This is a genomic window from Arthrobacter sp. LT660 (assembly GCF_056172845.1).
On record NZ_CM149651.1, the window covers coordinates 3,270,370 to 3,291,149 of the forward strand.

A 20,780-nucleotide genomic window follows, 5' to 3' on the forward strand; every position below is an offset into this window, starting at 1 on the left:
CTTTCGGTGGTGTTGGCGGTGCGGGTGGCGCTAGCGGGAACTGGAGGCCGGCTCGGGCGCGCCGGCCCACGACGGCCGGCCCTTCCCGGGCTTCGTGTCCTCGAGCGTGGTGGGCACCGTGGCCTCGGTTCCGCTCTCCTCGCTGCCGACCAGGAGATCTCCGCCGCGGAGTGCGCGAGGCGCCGTGAAGGCCACCGTCGCGGCCCCGTCGGAGACGGGGAAGGTCTCCAGGGTGCGCTGGTTCTTCGCCGTGCGGGCGTAGTCGAGGTACAGCTCGGTGGTCGCCGGGGCGCCGTCCGAGCCGAGGTCGATGTCGCGCACCTCGAACGAGTACGCCTCGCCGGATTCGACGGTCTCCGGTGCGCCGACGATTTCGACGCCGCGGCGGGTGAAGTCCGGGCTCAGCGGGGACTGGGACCCGACGAAGTTCACCAGGGCCTCGAGGTCGGAGAATCCGGTGTCCACCTTTTTGGTGCCCTTCACGAACGTGCTGAAGCCGTCGCCGCCCTCGGCCAGGAAGCTGAGCGTCGCGACCGTGTAGGTGGCCTCGTCGTCGATCGGCGCGCCCGCGAACCGGACGGACGTGACGCGGTCGCCGACCGGGAGGGACGTGTCGTAGGTGTATCTCAGGTCGGGGGTGACGCCGAGGGCCAGCCGGGACTCGACTCCGTCGGACTCGCGCCACTGCTGCTCCAGCAGTTCCCGCACCTGCGCGCCGGTCAGGTCGACGCTGGCGAGCGTGTTCCCGAAGGGAAAGACGTTGGCGATTTCCTGGAACGTGATGTCGCCCTCCGTGCCCGCGGCGGCCTTGTCGTCGGTCGTGGCCCCGCGTCCGGTCCTGTCCATGAACAGCTCGTCGCGGACGCCGCCGGCGTTCATCACCCCGATCTGCGCCGGCTTGCCGGACACGGACTCGAGTTCGCTGCGCAGCGACTCGGCGAGGAGGTTGTTCAGCGACGACTCCTTGGACCGGTCGCCGCCCGCGCTGCCGACCTTGTCCGGGGCGTAGTCGGTGGTGATGGAGCCGGTGACCTCGCCGACCTTCTCCGCCCCCAGGACGGCGGCCTCGGCGACCGCCGCCTCCTCGAGCGCCTTGACCTCGGCGACCACGGGATAGGCCGCGGCCAGTGCCGACGGATCGGCGGATCCGTCCACGGGCAGCGCCTCGCTGGACACGAACTCCACTTCCCGGGTGTCGGGATCGACACGGAAATCGGCCACGGCGAGGTGGGAGGCGGACGAACCGGCCTGCATGACCGGGCGCGTACCGTCGCCGTTCGGGGCGTGGAAGTTGTACTCGAAGTGGCTGTGGCCATTGAAGATCGCGTCAACGGCCGGGCTTGTCTCCGTGACGATCCGGTTGAAGATGCCGCTCTCGGCGAGCGCCGCGGCCAGGTTGGTGTCGGGCTGGCCGGTCGGCTCCGCGGGAGTCCCGGCGGTCTGGCCGCCTTCGTGGTAGCTGGCCACCACGAGGTCGACGTCGGACGGAAGGTTGGCGACGGCGTCGTTCACGGCGGCGACCGGATCGGTGACGGTCAGGCCCTCGAGGCCGCCGGGGGAGACGAGCGTCGGCAGGTCGCCGGTGACCGCGCCGACGATGGCGACCCTGACGCCGTCGACGTCGAACGTCCGCGACGCCGGCAGGACCGGATTCCCGGACGCGCCGACGACGTTGGCCGCGAGGTGCGGGAAGTCGGCGAGTTCCGCCACGCGGCCGCCGAGGTCGTCCCAACCCTTGTCGAACTCGTGGTTGCCGGCAGACGCGACGTCGAGGCCGAGTGCGTTGAGGATTTCCAGCGTCGGTTCGTCCCGCTGGATCATGGACGCGAACTTGCTCCCGCCGATGTTGTCTCCGGCGCTCGTGAGCAGGGTCGAGCCCGCGCCGCGGTCGGCGCGCCAGGCCGCCACGGCCCCCGCGAACAGGGTCGCCGGGTAGCCGGCCGAGATCTCCCCGTGGAAGTCGTTGAAACTGGCGATGGAGACCGCGATGTCGTCCTCCGTTCCGGGGGCGGCGCTCGCCGGCGGGGCGCCCAGAGGAGCGGTGAGCAGGCCGATCGCCAGCGCACCTCCGAATAGCTTCTTGCGGGTCCTGGCGTTCATCGCACGTCTCCTTGGTGCCAACGGTGTGGGTGGCGCGCCGCGGGGTGCCGCACGCCATGGAGGCGGCGGCACGGGGCGGGCGGCAAGCCAAGACAACCATCCGCGCGTTAACCCCGGTCGACGTCCGGGTTGACAAATCCACTGGATTTACGCGAATGACACGTAATCAACAGATGCGACGGCGATTGTCAAGCTAGGCAACAAGGAGCCTACACACGAACATCGGCGCCCGGGAAGACCCGGTCGCCGATGTTCGTGGTTTGATGCCCGCGCGGGGAGCGTTCGCCGCGGGGTGCGTTAGAGTCCGTTGACCTTGATGGTCGCCCCGCAGCAGTCGACGAGCGTGGCCATGCGCCCGTAGGGGGTGTCCGCGGGCGCTTCGAGGACGGAACCGCCGAGCTCCGTGGCGCGGGCGATCGACGCATCGAGATCCGCCAGGCCCCAGTAGGTGATCCATTGGGAGGGCGCGTCCGGGGGAAGGAACCCGGAGGCGTCCATCAGTCCCGCCCGGGCGTCGTCGTCGGCCCCGAGCGTGGTGTAGCGGAATTCGTCGGTGTCGGACATGACCGAGGTCTCCCAGCCGAAGGCCTTCTCGTAGAACGCGACGGTGTCGGCGTAGGACTTGGACAGGTTCTCGTGCCACACCGGCGCGCCGTGCTCCGAGTCGATCCCGAAACCGTGGTGTTCCTGGGGCTGCCAGCCGCCGAACGCCGCCTGCCCGGGATCCCGGAACACGGCCATGTGGCCAAACGGGGCGACGTGCATGGCCGGGGTGAGGATGCGTCCCCCGGCTGCCGCAACTGCGTCGGACGTGGCGGCGATGTCGTCGGATTTGAGATAGACGGTCCACACATTGGGCGTGCCGCCGAATTCCTCCATGTGCGGATACAGGCCGGCGACCTTGCGGTCGTCGAGGTAGGCGGTCACGTAGCCGCCGTACTCCTCCGCGGTACCGTCGCCGTCGTAGGTCCAGCCGAACAGCCCCGTGTAGAACTGCTGGGTCGCGGCCATGTCGGTCGTCGAAAGGTCGGCCCAGACTGGGGCGCCGGAGGGCGTGGACTCGCGGATGGGCATGGCATGCTCCTGGAATCGGGCGGGGACGCCGGTGCGTTCCGGGCGGTCGCTGCCGATCCTACGCCGGAGCCGCGCGGGACGGTAGGGCGACGGCGGCGCCCGCGGCCCGGGGTCGAAACCGCCGGGCGGGACGCCGCCGTCGTGCCTTGCGTGGCCCGCGGTGCTGCGGGCCGGGAGCGGAAGGTAAGGGATTTGAACCCTTGGTACGGGGTCGCCGCACACTGGTTTTCAAGACCAGCTCCATAGGCCGCTCGGACAACCTTCCAGTCCCCAGCACTATACGGCAGGCCCCCCGGCGGACGGAAAGCCGCGTCGGGCCCCGCCGCCCCGCCGTCCGGGTGCATAGGCTGGAGCGAAGCCGGCCCGGCGGGGCCGGACGGTGACGACGAGTCGGAGGACGACATGGGTGAGACGATGCGCGCGGTCGAGTACGCGGAGGCGGGCGGTCCCGGGGTGGCCACGGTCGTGGAGCGGGAGCGTCCGGTGGCCGGACCGGGGGAGGTCCTGATCCGGGTGGCCGCCGCCGGGCTGAACCGGGCCGACGTCCAACAGCGCCGCGGTTTCTACCCGCCGCCGCCGGGAGCGTCGGATATCCCGGGGCTCGAGGTGTCCGGCACCGTCGTCGGGCGCGGGGAAGGGGCAACCCGGTACGACGACGGAGCCGAGGTCTGCGCGCTGCTCGCCGGCGGCGGGTACGCGGAATACGTGGCCGTTGAAGAGGGGCAGCTCCTCCCGGTTCCCGCGGGCACGTCGCTCGTGGATGCCGCGGGGCTGGTGGAGGTCGCCGCGACCGTGTGGTCCAACCTGTTCATGGTCGCCGGGGTGCGGGAGGGGGAATGGGTGCTGGTCCACGGCGGTTCCGGCGGCATCGGCACCATGGCCACGCAGCTGCTCGCGGCCCGCGGGGCGCACGCCGTGGTCACCGCCGGAAGCGTGGAGAAGCTGGAATACTGCGCCGGCTTCGGGGCCGAGGCCGGTATCGACTACCGCCAGGAGGACTTCGTCGAGCGCATCCGGGACCTGTCCGGAGGCCGCGGGGCGGATGCGATCCTGGACGTCGTCGGGGCGAAGTACCTGGCCCGGAACGTCGAAGCGCTTGCTCCGGGCGGGCGGCTGGTGGTCATCGGACTCCAGGGCGGGGCCAAGGCGGAGCTGGACCTCGGGCTGCTGATGCGGCGCCGGGCGAGTGTTTCCGGCACCACGCTGCGGTCCCGTCCGGTCGAGGAGAAGTCGCGAATCCTCGCCGAGGTGCGCGAGCACGTGTGGCCGCTGGTGGAATCGGGCCGCGTGCGGTCGGTGGTGGAGGCGACCTATCCGCTGGGGCGCGTCGCCGAGGCGCACGAGTATTTCGATTCCGGCCGGCACACGGGGAAGATCCTGCTCACGCTCTGAAGGGGGTGCGTGCTCCCACCCCGGACCGTCCTGAGCGGTTTCGAGCCTCCGTGAGCGGTTTTGCGCCGGATCCGACAGGCTGACCTGCGTGTTTGCGGAGGCCGGCTGTGAAACCCGCTCACGAAGGCACACGCGCCGGCGATGTCGGGAAGGCACACGCGCCGGCGATGTGTCGCCCCGTTTCGCCGCGCCGCGGCAGATCGGCGGGCGTGGCAAGATGGGTCCATGACCGATCAGCAGCCGCAGCCGGGCCTCGGCGGACACGGTTCGACGCCGCAGGCCCCAGGCGGCCGCGGGGGCTTCCGCATCGAGGGGCTCGTGGACGAGCCCGCCAAGGTGATGCGCGTCGGCGGCATGGTCAAGCAGCTGCTGGAGGAGGTCAGGTCGGCACCCCTGGACGAGAAGGCGCGCGGCCACCTGGCCGACGTGCACGAACGGTCCGTCCGGGAACTCGAGGACGGACTGTCGCCCGAGCTCGTCGAGGAACTGCACCGCCTCCGCCTGCCGTTCACCGACGGCGAGACCCCCTCCGACGCGGAACTGCGGATCGCCCAGGCCCAACTGGTGGGCTGGCTCGAAGGGGTCTTCCACGGCATCCAGACCACCCTCGCCGCCCAGCAGCTCGCGAGCCAGCAACTGGCCCAGCGCATCCAGCTCAAGGAGCTGCCGCCGGGCACCCGTGTGTCCCCCGGCATCGTGATCAACGACCAGGGCGAGCCCGTGCGGGCGGGAGGTTCGGACGGCGACGGCGAACCCCGCGACGACGGCGGCCCGGGACAGTACCTGTAGGCGTGGCGATTTTCGGTGGTGCCCGCGGCGCGCGCCGCGAGGAGAAGGAGCTCGGCACGGGTGTCTGGCGGCGTGCGCACGACCGCTACGGGCGCGGGCTGGACAGGTTCCACCAGGTCCTGGAGGGCATCGAGGACGACGACCTCTACAACGCGCTCGTCATGATCGCCAACCACCTCGCCGACCTGCAGCCGCGCGTGCGCGACATCTGCATGCGCGCCCAGGCCTTCAGCCCGAGCGACGCGAACGACATCCCGCACGCGGTGCACACCGTCCACCGTTCCCTGTCCAAGGCGGCGAACGACCTCGCGACTGCGGCGCAGTCAGCGGCTCTGGCGCGGCTCGACGGCGAACGCTGGGGATTCGCCTCGGCCGGCCTCGAGAACGTGGCGCGCCGGGCCGACGTCGTGGTGGTCGGGATCGAGGCCGCCGAGCGCGACCTCGCGGTCGCCGAGGCGCAACGCGCGGGGGAAGGCGCGCCCTGACGCCCGACGACGGCGGGTCGCACGGTTTCGCCGTTGGCTGATCGCGGCGGCCTACGCGGTTGTGAAAAGCCAACCGGTGGCAGGATGGGCCGATGACGACATTCGAATCCCCAGTTCTGACGTTCAACGACGGCAACACCATCCCCCAACTCGGATACGGCGTGTGGAAGGTGGAGGACGAGATCGCCCACGACGTGGTGCTCAAGGCGTTCGACGCCGGCTACCGCCACATCGATACGGCGCGCATCTACGGCAACGAGGCGGGCGTGGGACGCGCCATCGCCGGAGCGGACCTGAACCCGAAGGACCTCTTCATCACCACCAAGGTGTGGAACGCGGACCAGGGCTACGACGAGACGCTCGCGGCGTTCGACGAGTCCATGGAGCGGCTCGGCCTCGAGACGCTCGACCTGTACCTGATCCACTGGCTGCAGCCGAAGCAGGGGAAGCACGTCGCGACGTGGAAGGCGCTGATCGAGCTCAAGAACTCCGGCCGCGTCCGCTCCATCGGCGTCTGCAACTTCACGATCGAGGCGCTGCGGGAGCTGGAGGAGGCCACCGGCGTCGCGCCCGCAATCCACCAGGTGGAGACCCACCCCTACTTCCCGCAGACGGAGCTCCGCGAGTACGCGAAGGAACGCGGCATCGTGCACCAGTCCTGGTCGCCGCTGGGCCAGGGATCCGAGCTGCTGGAGGAGCCTGAGCTCGCCCGGATCGCCGAAAAGCACAACGCGACCCCGGCGCAGGTGGTCATCGCCTGGCACTTGGCGCTCGGCTGCGTGGTGATCCCGAAGTCGGTGACCCCATCCCGGATCGTGGAGAACTGGGAGGCCCTGGCCATCACCTTGGACGAAGGGGACATCGAGGCGGTCAACGGCCTGGATAGGGGCGAGGCGGGACGCATCGGACCCGACCCCGCGGTCAGCGACTTCGCCTAGGAACAACGAACAAGGCCCCAGCCGCTTAATGCGGTCGGGGCCTTGTGCTGCTCGTGGGGCCTCCTGTCAGAATCGAACTGACGACCTTTTCATTACGAGTGAAACGCTCTACCAACTGAGCTAAGGAGGCAACCGCGGCCTCACGGCCGCAGTCACCTACTTTATAGGAGCGATTCGGGCCCGGTCAAAACGGACGACGGCGGGGCCCCGGGTTTTCAGCAGCTGAGCCCGTCCTGGGGGACCGTCCCCGCGAGCAGGTAGCCGTCGACCGCGTCGCCGATGCATTCGTTGCTGCGCCCGTAGGCGGTGTGTCCGTGGCCTTCGAAGGTCACCAGGACGGAGGACTCGAGCTGGTCGTTGAGCGACTCGGCCCAGTCGTGCGGCGTTGCCGGATCCCCGGTGGTTCCGATCACCACGATCGGCGCGGCGCCGGGGGCCGAGACCGGCTCCGGATCGCCCGTGGGCGGGAACGGCCATTCCTTGCAGGCGGTTCCGCCGTAGGCCAGGAACCTGCCCAGGGTGGGGGAGGCCTCCTCCAGCGCTGCGGCGTTGTCCTTCTGCGTCTCGAGGTCCGTGTCCATCGGATAGTCCAGGCAGTTGACCGCCGTGAACGCGTCGAAGGAGTTGCCGGCGTAGGTTCCGTCCGGGTTCCGCCCGGCGCCCAGATCCGCGAGGGCCTGCATGGGAGTGGGGTCCCCTTGCTGCGCGGCCGCCAGGGCCTCGGTGAGGCGGGGCCACGCCGCGTCCTCGTAGAACGGGACGATGAAGCCGCCGACGAAGTCGCCGATGGGCACCAAGCGGCCGTCGGACGCGGTCAGGGGGTTCTCCTCGATGTCCTCGAAGAGCCGGTGCAACTGCTCCTTGGCGCCGGCGGCGTCGCCATCGAACGGGCAGTCCTCCGTGCGCAGGCAGTCGGCGAGGTACGCGTCGATCTCGGACTCGAAGGCGTGGGCTTGGCCCAGGGTGACCTCCTCGTTGCCGAGGGACGGGTCCATCGCCCCGTCGAGCACCATGCGCCCGACGTTTTCCGGGAACAGTTCGGCGTAGATAGCGCCGAGCTTGGTGCCGTACGAGTAGCCGAGGTAGTTCAGCCGCGCGTCGCCGTTCACGGCCCGCAGGACATCGAGGTCCTTGGCTGCGCTCACCGTGTCGATGAACGCCAAGGGCACACCGGTCTTCTCGCCGCAGGCGGCCGCGTACTCCGCCGAGGCCTTTTCGACGGCGGCGAGCCCCTCGTCCGTGGACGTGTCCCACACCTTCTCGCGGTCCGCGTCGCGCTCGGCGTCCGTCTGGCAGGCCACGGGCGCGGACCGGCTGACGCCGCGCGGATCGAATCCGACGACGTCGTAGCCGCTGCGCAGTTCGTTCGAGAACATCGCTTGCGCCGAATCGCGGACCATGTCGACGCCGGAGGCGCCGGGTCCTCCCGGGTTTACCAGCAGCGTCCCGCGGGGGTCCGTGCCCCGTTTGCGGATCAGCGAAAGCTCGATGGTTTCGGCGTCCGGGCGCGCGTAGTCCATCGGCACCTCGACCTCGGCGCATTCGAACGTGTTCTCGCAGTCGGTCCAGCCGACCTCCTGGCTGTAGAACCGCTCGAGGCCTTCGGGGGCGGGCGGTTCCGCCTCTCCGGAAGGCGCGTCGTCCGGGGCCGGCTCGGGCTGGCCGCCACCTCCGACGCATGCCGTCAGGAGAAGCAGGGCGGCGGCGGCCGCTGCGGCACGCTGGGCCAGGCGGAGGTGCGTCATCTAATGGGTGCTCCTGTGTGATTGGTGGGCAGTCGTGGTGGCAGCAGCCCCGCCATCATGGCTTCCATGGCCAGCAGCGGCTGGACGTTGGCGGAGATGCGCTGGCGCGCCTCGGCGATGAAATCGATCCGGGCGACCGTCTGCTCCGGCGTCGAGCGGCCCGCGTAGGACGACAATTCCGCCGAAAGGTAGTCGTTGACCAGCTCGGACCCCGTGCCCAGCTGGATGGTCAGCACGTCCCGGAAGAACGTCGTGAGGTCTATCAGGGAGCGGTCCAGCGAGTCGTTGACCCCGCGCCTGGCCCGGCGCTTGTTCAGTTCCTCCAGTTGCTTGAACTGGCTCCGCAGCTGCGGAGGGACCGGCGCTTCGGCCTCCAGCCCCAACGCCTCGCGCAGTGCCGCGGCGTCGGCGTTTCCGCGTTCCTCGGCGGACGCGGACGCCTCGGTGGTGGATAACTCCACCAGTTCACCCGCGCCGATGACGGCGTCGGAGACCCCGCGCAGCGCCAGCGGCAGGCGGACGGTGCGGTCGCGGCGGAGCCGGGCTCCCTCGTCCCGGGCCAGCCGGCGCGCGATGCCGATGTGGCTCTGCGAGACGCGCGCGGCGAACTCGGCCTGTTCGGGTGTGAGCCCGTCGCGGCGGACCAGGAGCTCGGCGACAGCCTCCCGCGTCGGCACCCTCAGGCCGACGGGCCGGCAGCGCGAACGGATCGTGACGAGGACGTCGGCGGGACTGGGCGCGCAGAGAATCCACACCGTGTGCGGGGGCGGCTCCTCGATGGACTTGAGCAGCACGTTGGTGGTGCGCTCCGTCATGCGGTCCGCGTCCTCCATGATGACGACGCGCCACTTGCCGCCCGCGGGACGGTCCTGGGCCTTGCCGATCAGGTCGCGGACGTCGGCGATCGCGTACGTGACGTTCTCCGTCGCGATGAGAGCGACGTCGGGGTGCGTTCCCGCCATGGCCGTGCGGCAGCCCCGGCACTCGCCGCAGCCGCGCCGTTCCGGCTCGGGGGCGAGACACTGCAAGGCGGCGGCGAAGGACCGGGCGGCGTTGGAGCGTCCGGATCCGGGAGGCCCGGTGAACAGCCACGCGTGCGAGGGGCTGCCGTCCGCGGCGGCGCGGCGCAACGCCTCCACGGCGGCCTCCTGGCCGGGAAGGTCGTCCCAAACGCTCACAGGGCCTCCACGCGGTCGGCGACGGCCGAGGCCAGCTCGGCCACCGGGCCGGCGGCGTCGAGCACCAGATAGCGCGACGGCGAGGCGGCGGCCAGCTCGAGGAAGGCTCCGCGGATGCGCGTGTGGAAGTCGTCGGGTTCGGATTCCAAGCGGTCCTCCGCGGCCTCCCCGGAGGTGCGCCGGTTCCGCCCGGCCTCCGGGTGCACGTCCAGAAGGACGGTCAGGTCCGGCAGCAGTCCGCCGGTGGCCCAGCGGTTGACGCGCAGGACGTCGTCGGTGCCAAGTTCGCGGCCGACGCCCTGGTAGGCGACAGAGGAGTCGACGTAGCGGTCGCAGACCACAACCGTTCCCGCCATCAGGGCCGGCCGGACCACCTGCTCCACGTGGGCGGCGCGGGAGGCGGCGAACATCAGTGCCTCCGTGCGCGCGTCGACGGTGCCGTGGCCGTGGTCGAGGATCAGGGAACGGAGTTTTTCGCCGATCGGGGTGCCGCCCGGTTCGCGCGTGCGCAACACCGTGCGTCCCGCGGCGGCCAGCCGATCCGCCAGAAGCGCCGCCTGGGTGGACTTGCCGGCGCCGTCCCCGCCCTCGAAGACGATAAACAGGCCCCCGGGATGGCTGCTGCTCGGCTGTTCATTCACCGTTCCAGCCTATCCGGAACAGGGGAAGTAACACGTCGTCGCGGTTCGGCTGGGGACAGTCGGCGGCTTAAGCTCGGGGGATGCAGCAGAACGCGCCGGGGTCGCAGCACCCCGAAGACATGGCCCCGGACACCGTCGTCGTCGCCGCCGGCCGACCGCCGCGGACCGTGGACCAGCCGGTCAACCCGCCCATCGTGCTCTCGTCGACCTACTTCGGCGCCGGCACCCCGGGGGAGGGCGAGCGCGTCTACGGCCGTTTCGCCAATCCCACCTGGGACCCGCTGGAGGATGCGCTCGCCCAGCTGGAGTCCGCCGAACTGCCGGCGCTGGTCTATGCCTCCGGCATGGCCGCCGTCGCGTCCGCCATGTCCCTGGTCCCCGCGGGCGGGATCCTGGTGGTGCCGCGGCACAGCTACAACGGCAGCCTGTCGCTGGTGGCGGACCTCACCATGCGCAGCGGGATCGAGGTCCGGCTCGCCGACGTTCCCGACACGGCCGCGACAATCGACCTGCTGCACGGCGCGGACATGTTGTGGCTGGAAAGCCCCACCAATCCGATGCTCGAGGTCGCCGACCTGCGCGCCCTGACGGCGGCCGCGCGCGCCGCCGGCGCGTTGACCGTCGTGGACAACACGTTTTCGACGCCGTTGCTGCAGCGCCCGCTGGAACTCGGTGCCGACGTCGTGGTGCATTCGGCGACGAAGTACATCGGCGGGCACTCCGACGTCGTCCTCGGCGCCGTCGCCACGTCCGACGCCGGCCTGCGCGGCCGGCTGCACGCGCACCGGAGCCTGCACGGGGCCATCGCCGGCCCGTTCGAGGCGTGGCTGACGCTGCGTGGCCTGCGCACCATGGCGTTGCGGATCGAGCGCTCGGAGGCGAGTGCCACGGAGCTTGCGCGACGCCTTTCCACCCATCCGGCGGTCGAGTCGGTGCGCTACCCCGGCCTTCCGACGGACCCCGGGCACGCCCTCGCCGCCGCGCAGATGGACGGCTTCGGATCGATCCTGGCGCTGTGCGTGGACGGCGGCGAGGAGGCCGCGGGGCGCGTGCTGGAGGCATTCCGGCTCTGGACTCCGGCGACGAGCCTCGGGGGCGTCGAGTCCCTGGCCGAGCGCCGGCGCCGCCACCCGTCCGAACCCGACTCCGTGCCGGCGAACCTCATCCGGCTCAGCGTCGGCATCGAGAACGTCGAGGATCTCTGGAGGGACCTGTCCCAGGCGCTGGACGCCGCACGCTGACGCGGCCGGGGATAGCGCGGGACGGCCCGCGCCGCTCCGCGCGCAATGCCCCGCCGGGACGGGCGGGGTGGGTAGACTGTCGCTCGTGGGTATGGCGATGCTATTCGAGATGTTTCTGTTCCAGGCGCTGAGTATTGTCGCGCTGGTGCTGGCCGCGTGGGCTTTTGTCGACAGCCTGCGCCACCCGGCGAACAACTACGTCCGCGAGGGCAAGCGCACCAAGGGGTTCTGGATGGCGATGGCCGGCGGGTCCGCCGTCGTGTGCCTCCTGAGTTTCATCGGTGGCGGCAGCGGGGGAATCCTGCAGCTGATCGCGGCCTGCATCGCCGGTGTCTACCTCGCCGACGTCCGGCCGAACGTCTCCGGCAAGGGCACGGGCTACTACAACTACTAGGCCAGGCGGCTATGCCAGGGCCAGGGCTCCCGAGCGCGGGGCGACACACTCCCAGTCCACCGTGATCTCGCCGAGCCGCCACCGTCCGACGCCGTCCCGCACCGGCCAATCCGCCGCCTTGAGCACCGCGCACATCGCCATCCACCGCTGCCGGTACCCGTAGGGCGCCAGCGGGGCGGCCGCCAGCCACGCGGCGTCGGCCGCGCGCAGGAAGCCGTGGACGCGCTCGCCCGGAACGTTTCGGTGGATCAGCGCCTTCGGCAAGCGGTCCGCGACGTCGGAGGGCAGCGCGAAACCGCCGAACCGCATGGACACCGTCAGGGTGCGTGGGCCGGCCGCGTCGACCGCCACCCACGCCGCGCGTCGCCCGATCTCGTCGCAGGTCCCTTCCACGAGCAGTCCGTTGCCCGCGAGCCGGCCGGTGAGCGCGTCCCAGATTCCCGGAACGTCGTCCTCGCTGTACTGCCGCAGCACGTTGAACGCCCGGATCAGTACGGGATTTGGATCCACGGGCACCTCGAAGCCGCCGTGGCGGAACTCCAGCCCTTCCCGGGCCAGGGGCAGCGCGGCGGCGACCCTGTCCGGTTCGATTTCCAGACCCACGAGGCGCACGTCCGGCCGCACGGCGCGCAGGCGCTCGAAGAGTTCGACGGCGGTCGTCCCGGAAGCGCCGTAGCCCAGATCGACCGCGACGGGTCCGGGATCCGCCCGGAGGAGGCGCCAGCCTTGGGTGCCCGTGATCCAGCGGTCGACCCGACGCATCCGGTTGGGGTTGGTGGTGCCGCGCGTGACGTTTCCGACGGGTCGCCCGGGACGCGTCCGTCCACCGAGTAGCTGCGCCTTCTGCACCACGAGGCCATTCTAGTTCCACGGGCCGCGTCACGCTGGGCAACATCGCACCGGCCAAAGTTAGGATGGTGGCATGACCTACAACCTGATCCTGCTCCGCCACGGCCAGAGTGAGTGGAACCAGAAGAACCTGTTCACCGGCTGGTACGACGTCACGCTCACCGAGCTGGGACGCACCGAGGCCGTCCGCGGTGGCGAGCTGATCGCCGCCGAGGGACTCCTGCCGGACGTCCTGCACACCTCGGTGCTTAAGCGCGCGATCATCACCGCGAACCTCGCGCTCGAGGCGGCGGACCGCTCGTGGATCCCGGTCCGCCGCGACTGGCGCCTGAACGAGCGCCACTACGGCGCGCTGCAGGGCAAGGACAAGGCGCAGACCCTCACCGAGTACGGCGAGGAGCAGTTCATGGAATGGCGCCGTTCCTACGACACCCCGCCGCCGCCGCTGGACGACGATTCGGAGTTCTCGCAGGCCAACGACCCGCGCTACGCGGACCTCGGCGATTCGGCCCCGCGGACCGAGTGCCTCAAGGACGTTCTCGAGCGGATGTTGCCGTACTGGGAGGAGGCCATCAAGCCGGACCTCGCCTCGGGAAAGACGGTCATCGTGGTCGCCCACGGCAACTCGCTGCGCGCGCTGGTCAAGCACCTGGACGGGATCAGCGACGAGGACATCGCCGGGCTGAACATCCCCACGGGCATCCCGCTGCACTACGAGTTGGACGAGGACTTCGCCCCGGTGGTCCGCGGAGGGAAGTACCTGGATCCCGCGGCCGCCGCCGAGTCCATCAAGGCCGTCGCCAACCAGGGACGGCACTAACCTCCACCCACGCACCGACGACGGCGCCCCTCCACCCCGCGGGGTGGAGGGGCGCCGTCGTCGGTGCGGGGCTTGGGCGCCGCCCGGACGCAAACGGTTCGGCTAGGCCTCGGTCGCCGACGGATCCCATTCGCCGGTCACGAGGTAGGTGACCTTGCGGGCCACCGACACCCCGTGGTCGCCGTAGCGTTCCAGATAGCGGCTGGTCAGGGTCACATCCGCGGTGGTAGGTGCGGATTCGTTCCAAGAGGGATCCGCGACCGCCTTGAAGACGCCGACATGCAGTTCGTCGATGCGCGCGTTCAGCGCGATGATCTCCTTGGCAATGGACAGCTCGCGGGTGGTCAGGAGCTCGCCGAGCTTCCGGGCGATCTGGATATCGATGTCCGCCATCTCGCGGAACACCGGGGCGATGCTCCCCGGAACCACCTTCTGCGGGAACCGCAGTCGCGCCAGCTGCGCGATGTGCCGGGCCAGATCGCCCATGCGCTCCAGCGAGGCACTCATACGCAGCGAACCGACGATCATCCGCAGGTCCGAGGCGACGGGGCCCTGGAGCGCGAGGACGTCGATGGCGCGCTCGTCCAACTGGTTCTGGAGGAAGTCGATCTTGGCGTCCCCGGCGATGACTTCCTGCGCGATCTCGGTGTCCGCGTTCTCGAAGGAGTCGAATGCCCTGTCCATGGCCTCGGCCACGAGTTGCGACATGTGGGTGAGCTCCTCGCCGATCGACTGGAGCTCGGCCTGGAAAACCTTACGCACTGGCGCGTCCTTTCATTGCTGCCCAACCGCCGATCCGCAGATGGAACGGTCCTATTCAACGCTCACTGTGACAGTACTAGATGAACCGTCGTGCCCGCGGAAGTGAACGTTGCGTGAACCGGCCGCCTCCACGGGACACATGGCGGTTCGCCGGGAATCGCTGGCGCTACGCTGGGTGCGTGGATGAAGCGTGGATCGTTGTCGTGTCGGGCCTGTTGGGCCTCGCCCTCGGCGTCGCCGGCCTTCTTGCCTACCGCGTCAGCCAGCGGGGGCGGGTCGATCTGGGGGACGTCGGGGAACCGACCCTGCCCGAGGGCGCCGCGGAGATCCTCTCCGTCATCGGCCGTGCCTTCGTGGTGGTGGACGACGTCGACGGAGTGGTCCGCGCCAACCCCGCCGCCTACGCCTTCGGCCTCGTCCGCGGGCACACCATGGTCCACAAGGAACTGCTGGCACTCGCCCGCGCCGTGCGGTCCGACGGCGTCATCGAGGAGCGGCAGTTCGAGTTGCCGCGCGGCCCGCTCGGCCAGGGGACCATCGTCGTGCACGTCCGCGTGGCGCCGCTTGGCGATGAGTACATCCTTCTGCTGGCCGACGACCGCACCGAGATCACCCGGACCGAGGCCATCCGGACCGACTTCGTCGCCAACGTGTCGCACGAGCTCAAGACCCCCGTCGGCGCGATCTCGCTGCTGGCCGAGGCCATGGAGGGCGCGGCGGGCGACGAGGTGGCCATCCGCCGGTTCGCGATGCGGCTCCACAAGGAGGCGGGACGGCTCGGCTCGCTGGTCCAGGACATCATCGAACTGTCGCGGCTGCAGGGCGCCGACGTCCTGCAGCAGGGCCACCGCGTGGACCTCAACGAGGTCATCACGGAGGCGGTGGACCGCAACAAGCTGCCGGCGGAGGCCAAGAACATCTCGATCTCGCTGGGTGGTCGGGCGGAGGAGCCCGTCTACGGGGACCCGGACCTGCTGATGATCGCGTTCCGGAACCTGATCGACAACGCCATCAGGTACTCGCCGGACGGCACCACCGTGGGAGTGGGCCTGCGGTCCCGCGACGGGCTGGTGCAGGTGTCCGTGACGGACAAGGGCCAGGGGATCCCGCGCGACGAGCAGGACCGCATCTTCGAACGGTTCTACCGCGTGGACGCCGCGCGTTCGCGGCAGACCGGCGGAACCGGCCTGGGGCTGAGCATCGTGAAGCACGTGATTTCCAACCACGGAGGCGAGGTGACGGTGTGGTCCCAGCCCGGGCAGGGATCCACCTTCACCGTCCGCCTGCCGGTGTTTGAGGAGGGCTCAGAGGCGGACGAACCGTCCGTCGGGGCGCAAGGCAGGGGCACGATTGGTGCCACGCAACAAGGAGGCAGGATTTGACCCGCATTCTGGTGGTTGAGGACGAGGAGTCGTTGAGCGACCCGCTGTCCTACCTTCTGGAGAAAGAAGGATTCGAGGTGCAAGTCGTGGACAACGGCCTCGATGCGATCGTGGAGTTCGACCGGCTGGGGGCGGACCTCGTGCTGTTGGACCTGATGCTTCCCGGTCAGCCGGGAACCGAGGTGTGCCGCCAGCTCCGTCAGCGTTCCGGGGTTCCGGTCATCATGCTCACGGCCAAGGACTCGGAGATCGACAAGGTCGTGGGACTCGAATTGGGGGCGGACGACTACGTGACGAAGCCCTACTCGTCGCGGGAACTCCTGGCCCGGGTGCGCGCCGTGCTCCGCCGCCAGGGCGAATCCGAGGACCTGGTGACCGCGACGGTGCAGGCCGGACCGGTGCGGATGGATGTGGAACGCCACGTGGTGAGCGTCGGCGGCCAGTCCGTTTCGCTGCCGCTGAAGGAATTCGAGCTGTTGGAGATGCTCCTGCGCAACTCCGGCCGCGTGCTCACGCGCGGACAGTTGATCGACAGGGTCTGGGGTTCGGACTACGTGGGGGACACCAAGACCCTCGACGTGCACGTCAAGCGGCTGCGTTCGAAGATCGAACCCGACCCTTCCAACCCCACGCACCTCGTGACGGTGCGTGGGCTCGGCTACAAGTTCGAGGCCTGAGGCGCTCGTCGAAGCCATAAGGAAGGGTCCCGCAACCATCGGTTGCGGGACCCTTCCTTATGGCGTGGTGGCCCTAGTGGGCTTCCTCGGTCTCCTCGTGCGGAGCCAGGTGCTCGACCGTGGACTCGTCGTAGCCGCCGGGAAGGTACGGGCGGTATTCGGCCAGGGCCCCGTTGACCACCGGGATGGACTGCTGCGTGGAGGCGCCCGAGACCGCCATGCGGACGCTGGTCAGCGCGCCGGGCTCCGCGCCGGAATTGGGCACGATCGTCTTGTTCGCATCGTCCTCGAGCTTCTTGGTGCTGTCCGCCGGAACGTCGATCGAGACGGTGTTCTCGGCAACCTCCAGCGTGATCGTCAGCGGGGCGTCGGTGGAGTTGATGAGGCTGCCGATCAGGCGCGCCTCCTCGTCGGCGGAGTTCGCCACCAGCATCATGTTCCGTCCCTGGATGCCCGCGATGTCGACCGAGAAGCCATCAGAGGGAACGTACTGCATGGTGGTGGCCTGCGGGTTGATGGCGGCGCAACCCGTGGCGCCGAGTGCCATCGTTGCCAGGGCGGCGGCCGCGACGGCGCGGCGCCCGCGGAACTTCTGTGCGGTGATCACGGCACAAACTCCTCATTACGTTCGAGTCTGGTGGGTCCGTCGCCGGCGGGTGGCCCGCGGGCGACGGTATTCACCCTTAGCCTAATCGGTTTCACCACAAATGTAGGACTCGGTGGTGGCCGGTGACGCCGCGCGGACCCCGCGAAGGGGAATTATGCGCCCGTTCCCGCCCCGTCGCCCAGCAACTCGCCGATGTTTCCACCACTTTCGTGATAAACTTGAGGTCGGGAAAGGGGATTATCCACATGGTTTTTGAGGTTGGCGAAACGGTTGTTTACCCTCACCACGGGGCGGCGATGATCGAAGAGATCAAGATGCGCACCATCAAGGGCGAAGAGAAGATGTACCTCAAGCTCAAGGTGGCGCAGGGCGATCTGACAATTGAGGTTCCGGCGGAAAACGTCGATCTGGTGGGCGTCCGCGACGTCGTCGGCCAGGAGGGTCTGGAGCACGTCTTCGACGTCCTCCGTGCCGAGTTCACGGAAGAGCCGACCAATTGGTCCCGCCGTTACAAGGCAAACCTGGAGAAGCTGGCTTCCGGAGACGTGATCAAGGTCGCAGAGGTCGTTCGCGACCTGTGGCGCCGGGACCACGACCGCGGCCTCTCCGCCGGCGAGAAGCGCATGCTGTCCAAGGCGCGCCAGATCCTCATCAGCGAACTGGCCCTGGCCAAGAAGCTGGACGAAGAGAAGGCCGAAAGCGTCCTCGACGAGGTGCTGGCCTCCTAGGGGCGTCTCCTTCAGCATTCGGGCCCGTCCACCACACGGTGGGCGGGCCCTTCGCGTGCCCGCCGCCGGTAGGCTGGTCGCGTGCCCGACAACCAACCTCCCCACGCGGCGCCCGGTCCCGACCCGGAGCCCTCCGCCGAGCCTCCCGCCCGGCACTCCGTCGAGTCATGCCAAGCAGAATCCGCCGCCCAAGACGGCGCCGCCGCGGTCGTGGTGGTCGCCGCCGGATCCGGGACGCGCCTCGGCCACGGAATCCCCAAGGCCCTGGTCCCGCTGGCCGGACGCCCCTTGCTCGCGCACGCACTCGACGGCGTGCTGGCCTCGGGTGTGGCGTCCCGCATCGTCGTGGTGCTGCCGCCGGGGGACACCGAACTGACGCGCGTCTGCGCCGGCTATGCGGATCGCGGGGTCGTCGCGGTCGACGGCGGCGCTACGCGCAACGAATCTGTCCGTGCGGGCCTCGGGGCGGTCGGCGACGGCGCCGACGTCGTCCTGGTCCACGACGCGGCCCGCTGCCTGACTCCGCCCGCCGTCTTCCGCGAGGTCCTCGCCGCGCTCCGTGCCGGGGCCGACGCCGCCGTCCCGGCGGTTCCGGTGGTGGACACCGTCAAGGTGGCCGCGCCGTCGGCGCGGACGGCCATCGCGGCCGAAACCGTCGCCGCCACCCCCGACCGCTCGGGGCTGCGCGCCGTCCAGACGCCGCAGGGTTTCCGGTTGGCCCAGCTCCTGGCGGCCCACGAGGCCGCGGCCGGTTGGGACGCGCTGCGGGCGGCCGCCGTCACCGACGATGCGCTACTGATGGAGTCCCGCGGCGTGGACGTCTATCTGGTGCGCGGCGCCGCGGAGTCACTCAAGATCACCACCCCACTGGACCTGCTGCTGGCGGAGGCAATGGTCGCCAATGGCTACGAGGAGACCCCATGAGCAGCGCACCCCCACCAGCAGGAACCGCGATTCCGCGCACGGGCATCGGCGTGGACGTGCACGCCTTCGAGAAGGCCGGCGCCGCGGAGACGCGCGGTCTCTGGCTGGCCGGTCTGCACTGGCCGGGCGAGCGCGGACTCACCGGGCATTCCGACGGCGACGCCGTAGCCCACGCGGCCTGCGACGCGCTGTTCTCCGCCGCCGGCATCGGCGACCTCGGCACGCACTTCGGCACGGGCCGCCCGGAGTTCGCCGGCGCGTCCGGGGCGAGGCTGCTGGGGGAGGCCGCCCGCCTGGTGCGCGCGGCCGGCTTCGAGATCGGCAACGTCGCGGTGCAGTTCGTGGGCAACCGCCCCAAGTTCGGGCCGCGCCGTTCGGAGGCCGACGCCGCCCTCACCGCCGCCGCCGGGGCGCCGGTCACCGTCACCGCGACGACGTCGGACGGACTCGGCTACGAGGGCGAGGCGCTCGGCATCACCGCCTACGCGACAGCGCTGGTCTACCGCACCGGCTGAGGCGGGTGCCGCGGACAAGAAGATAACCTTGACCGGTGAGCATCCGTTTTTACGACACCAAACAGGCGCAGGTGCGCGACTTCGTTCCGCTGGTCCCCGGCCGGGTGAGCCTCTACTACTGCGGCGCCACCGTGCAGGGCATGCCGCACGTCGGGCACATCCGGTCCGCGATCGCCTTCGACATCCTGGTCCGTTGGCTCGAACACCGCGGCCACCGGGTGGACGTGGTGCGCAACGTGACCGACATCGACGACAAGATCCTCGAGAAGTCCGGGGCCTCGTTCGCCGCCGGTTTCGAGACGGACGGCGTCTATCTGCCCGAGGAGGAGTGGTACGCGCTCGCCTACCGCTTCGAGCAGGAATTCGCGCGCGCGTACGGCTTGCTGGGCGTGCGGAAGCCGACCTACGAGCCGCGCGCCACCGGCCACATCACGGAGATGCAGGACCTGGTGCGGCGCCTGATCGACGCCGGCCACGCCTACCCCGCCACCGACGACTCCGGCGACGTCTACTTCGACGTCCGTTCCTTCGCCGCCTACGGCGCCCTGACCCGGCAGAACGTCGACGACATGCAGGCCGCGGCCGACACCGACCCGCGCGGCAAACGCGATCCGCGCGACTTCGCGCTGTGGAAAGGACACAAGGCCGGCGAACCGGAGACGGCCTCCTGGCCGAGCCCCTGGGGGCGCGGCCGTCCGGGCTGGCACCTGGAATGCTCCGCGATGGTCACCAAGTACCTCGGCACCGAGTTCGACATCCACGGCGGCGGGCTGGACCTGAGGTTCCCGCACCACGAGAACGAACTCGCCCAGTCCGCCGCGGCGGGCCATGGCTTCGCCAACTTCTGGATGCACAACGGCATGGTCACGTACGAGGGCGAGAAGATGTCGAAGTCCATCGGCAACACCGTCTCCCCCGGGGACATGCTGGCCCTCGCCGGACCGCGCGTGGTGCGCTACTTCCTGGGGCAGGCGCACTACCGCTCGCAACTGGACTACCGTCCGGGCTCTCTCGCCGAGGCCGGAGCCGCCGTCGCGCGCATCGACACCTTCGTGTCCAACGCCCTGGGCAGCATCCACGTGACCGGCCCGGGCGGCGACTTCGCTTTCGTCGCGCACCACTCGGAGGTCACCGACGAGTTCGCGGCCGCCATGGACGACGACCTGAACGTCCCGCAGGCCCTGGCGGCGCTCCACGACACCGTCCGCCGCGGCAACACCGCACTGGCCGCCGGCGATCTGGACGCCGCCGACGTTGCCCTGCAGCAGGTGATGGCGATGACGCGCGTGCTGGGGCTGGACGACGCCGTCGACCCGGCGGCCGCCACGGACGGTGCCGGCCGGGCGGCGCTCGAGGTGCTCGTGGAGGCGCAGCTGGAGGCCCGCGCCGCGGCGAGGTCCGCGAAAGACTGGGCCCGCGCGGACGGCATCCGCGACACGCTCGCGGCCGCGGGCATAGTCGTCGAGGACTCCGCCGACGGGGCCCGGTGGTCGCTGGGCTAGTGTCCTGGGGCACCCGTCGCCCGTGAATGCGCATTGG

The 20,780-nt window shown here is 70.2% G+C and carries 21 protein-coding genes and 2 tRNA genes; 13 read left to right on the forward strand and 10 right to left on the reverse strand.

What is annotated here, in order from left to right; translation table 11 throughout:
• Window positions 1–30: 30 nt before the first annotated feature.
• The 3 genes from AC0QSG_RS15290 to AC0QSG_RS15300 form a co-directional block, all read right to left on the reverse strand.
• Window positions 31–2,100: a bifunctional metallophosphatase/5'-nucleotidase gene (locus AC0QSG_RS15290; RefSeq protein WP_475376023.1), complete on the reverse strand. Its 2,070-nt coding sequence runs from the start codon at window positions 2,098–2,100 to the stop codon at window positions 31–33.
• A 297-nt stretch (window positions 2,101–2,397) separates the two neighbouring features.
• Window positions 2,398–3,174, reverse strand: coding sequence for a VOC family protein (locus AC0QSG_RS15295; protein ID WP_435728924.1), 777 nt, complete (start codon window positions 3,172–3,174; stop codon window positions 2,398–2,400).
• A gap of 177 nt (window positions 3,175–3,351) precedes the next feature.
• Window positions 3,352–3,439: transfer RNA gene (locus tag AC0QSG_RS15300), tRNA-Ser, on the reverse strand.
• Between the two features lie 149 nt (window positions 3,440–3,588).
• On the opposite strand from AC0QSG_RS15300, the gene AC0QSG_RS15305 reads away from it, so the two are divergent.
• The 4 genes from AC0QSG_RS15305 to AC0QSG_RS15320 all read left to right on the forward strand — a co-directional run bounded on the left by AC0QSG_RS15305 (window position 3,589) and on the right by AC0QSG_RS15320 (window position 6,778).
• Window positions 3,589–4,566 (forward strand): NAD(P)H-quinone oxidoreductase, encoded by a 978-nt coding sequence (locus AC0QSG_RS15305; protein WP_475377328.1) that lies wholly within the window; start codon window positions 3,589–3,591, stop codon window positions 4,564–4,566.
• 225 nt (window positions 4,567–4,791) lie between these two features.
• Entirely contained in the window at window positions 4,792–5,355 is a 564-nt protein-coding gene (locus AC0QSG_RS15310) for a proteasome activator (protein WP_435728922.1), read from the forward strand.
• Window positions 5,356–5,357: 2 nt separating this feature from the next.
• Window positions 5,358–5,840, forward strand: a complete 483-nt coding sequence (locus tag AC0QSG_RS15315; protein WP_475376024.1) for a hypothetical protein — start codon at window positions 5,358–5,360, stop codon at window positions 5,838–5,840.
• A 92-nt stretch (window positions 5,841–5,932) separates the two neighbouring features.
• Window positions 5,933–6,778: an aldo/keto reductase gene (locus AC0QSG_RS15320; RefSeq protein WP_475376025.1), complete on the forward strand. Its 846-nt coding sequence runs from the start codon at window positions 5,933–5,935 to the stop codon at window positions 6,776–6,778.
• Window positions 6,779–6,832: 54 nt separating this feature from the next.
• Here AC0QSG_RS15320 and AC0QSG_RS15325 read toward each other — a convergent pair.
• The 4 genes from AC0QSG_RS15325 to tmk all read right to left on the reverse strand — a co-directional run bounded on the left by AC0QSG_RS15325 (window position 6,833) and on the right by tmk (window position 10,342).
• Window positions 6,833–6,908, reverse strand: a tRNA-Thr gene (locus AC0QSG_RS15325).
• A gap of 85 nt (window positions 6,909–6,993) precedes the next feature.
• Window positions 6,994–8,523, reverse strand: coding sequence for an alpha/beta hydrolase (locus AC0QSG_RS15330; protein ID WP_475376026.1), 1,530 nt, complete (start codon window positions 8,521–8,523; stop codon window positions 6,994–6,996).
• The gene (locus AC0QSG_RS15335) at window positions 8,520–9,701 is read right to left on the reverse strand and encodes a DNA polymerase III subunit delta' (RefSeq protein WP_475376027.1); all 1,182 of its coding nucleotides are present in this window, start codon (window positions 9,699–9,701) and stop codon (window positions 8,520–8,522) included. Before AC0QSG_RS15335 ends, AC0QSG_RS15330 begins: the two co-directional genes overlap by 4 nt.
• Window positions 9,698–10,342, reverse strand: a complete 645-nt coding sequence (gene tmk, locus AC0QSG_RS15340) for a dTMP kinase (RefSeq protein ID WP_475376028.1) — start codon at window positions 10,340–10,342, stop codon at window positions 9,698–9,700. Before tmk ends, AC0QSG_RS15335 begins: the two co-directional genes overlap by 4 nt.
• Window positions 10,343–10,422: 80 nt before the next feature.
• Between tmk and AC0QSG_RS15345 the strand changes: the two genes are divergently transcribed.
• Together AC0QSG_RS15345 and AC0QSG_RS15350 are read left to right on the forward strand one after the other, a co-directional pair.
• Window positions 10,423–11,583 carry a trans-sulfuration enzyme family protein gene (locus AC0QSG_RS15345; RefSeq protein WP_475376029.1) on the forward strand — a complete coding sequence of 387 codons (1,161 nt, stop codon included), beginning with the start codon at window positions 10,423–10,425 and terminating at the stop codon, window positions 11,581–11,583.
• A 109-nt stretch (window positions 11,584–11,692) separates the two neighbouring features.
• The gene (locus AC0QSG_RS15350; protein ID WP_475376030.1) at window positions 11,693–11,977 is read left to right on the forward strand and encodes a DUF2516 family protein; all 285 of its coding nucleotides are present in this window, start codon (window positions 11,693–11,695) and stop codon (window positions 11,975–11,977) included.
• A gap of 9 nt (window positions 11,978–11,986) precedes the next feature.
• Here AC0QSG_RS15350 and AC0QSG_RS15355 read toward each other — a convergent pair whose 3' ends face one another.
• Entirely contained in the window at window positions 11,987–12,829 is an 843-nt protein-coding gene (locus tag AC0QSG_RS15355; protein WP_475376031.1) for a class I SAM-dependent methyltransferase, read from the reverse strand.
• A 70-nt stretch (window positions 12,830–12,899) separates the two neighbouring features.
• Here AC0QSG_RS15355 and AC0QSG_RS15360 point away from each other — a divergent pair, with 70 nt between their 5' ends.
• Entirely contained in the window at window positions 12,900–13,646 is a 747-nt protein-coding gene (locus AC0QSG_RS15360) for a phosphoglyceromutase (RefSeq protein ID WP_435728904.1), read from the forward strand.
• 102 nt (window positions 13,647–13,748) lie between these two features.
• Here the strand turns inward: AC0QSG_RS15360 and phoU are convergent, their stop codons facing one another.
• A complete protein-coding gene (gene phoU, locus AC0QSG_RS15365; RefSeq protein WP_475376032.1) occupies window positions 13,749–14,408 on the reverse strand; it encodes a phosphate signaling complex protein PhoU in 660 nt (219 codons plus the stop codon).
• A gap of 179 nt (window positions 14,409–14,587) precedes the next feature.
• Between phoU and AC0QSG_RS15370 the strand changes: the two genes are divergently transcribed.
• Both AC0QSG_RS15370 and AC0QSG_RS15375 read left to right on the forward strand, forming a co-directional pair.
• The gene (locus AC0QSG_RS15370) at window positions 14,588–15,790 is read left to right on the forward strand and encodes a sensor histidine kinase (RefSeq protein WP_475376033.1); all 1,203 of its coding nucleotides are present in this window, start codon (window positions 14,588–14,590) and stop codon (window positions 15,788–15,790) included.
• Entirely contained in the window at window positions 15,787–16,467 is a 681-nt protein-coding gene (locus tag AC0QSG_RS15375; protein WP_435728898.1) for a winged helix-turn-helix domain-containing protein, read from the forward strand. Before AC0QSG_RS15370 ends, AC0QSG_RS15375 begins: the two co-directional genes overlap by 4 nt.
• A 73-nt stretch (window positions 16,468–16,540) precedes the next feature.
• On the opposite strand, the gene AC0QSG_RS15380 is transcribed toward AC0QSG_RS15375, so the two are convergent.
• Window positions 16,541–17,074 carry a hypothetical protein gene (locus tag AC0QSG_RS15380; protein WP_475376034.1) on the reverse strand — a complete coding sequence of 178 codons (534 nt, stop codon included), beginning with the start codon at window positions 17,072–17,074 and terminating at the stop codon, window positions 16,541–16,543.
• A 245-nt stretch (window positions 17,075–17,319) separates the two neighbouring features.
• On the opposite strand from AC0QSG_RS15380, the gene AC0QSG_RS15385 reads away from it, so the two are divergent.
• From AC0QSG_RS15385 to cysS, 4 genes are all read left to right on the forward strand, one after another.
• Window positions 17,320–17,802 carry a CarD family transcriptional regulator gene (locus AC0QSG_RS15385; protein WP_149956482.1) on the forward strand — a complete coding sequence of 161 codons (483 nt, stop codon included), beginning with the start codon at window positions 17,320–17,322 and terminating at the stop codon, window positions 17,800–17,802.
• A gap of 210 nt (window positions 17,803–18,012) precedes the next feature.
• On the forward strand, window positions 18,013–18,726 hold the full coding sequence (gene ispD, locus AC0QSG_RS15390; protein WP_475377329.1) for a 2-C-methyl-D-erythritol 4-phosphate cytidylyltransferase: 714 nt from the start codon (window positions 18,013–18,015) through the stop codon (window positions 18,724–18,726).
• The gene (ispF, locus tag AC0QSG_RS15395) at window positions 18,723–19,241 is read left to right on the forward strand and encodes a 2-C-methyl-D-erythritol 2,4-cyclodiphosphate synthase (protein WP_475376035.1); all 519 of its coding nucleotides are present in this window, start codon (window positions 18,723–18,725) and stop codon (window positions 19,239–19,241) included. Before ispD ends, ispF begins: the two co-directional genes overlap by 4 nt.
• 35 nt (window positions 19,242–19,276) lie before the next feature.
• Window positions 19,277–20,743, forward strand: coding sequence for a cysteine--tRNA ligase (gene cysS, locus AC0QSG_RS15400; protein ID WP_475376036.1), 1,467 nt, complete (start codon window positions 19,277–19,279; stop codon window positions 20,741–20,743).
• Window positions 20,744–20,780 lie beyond the last annotated feature (37 nt).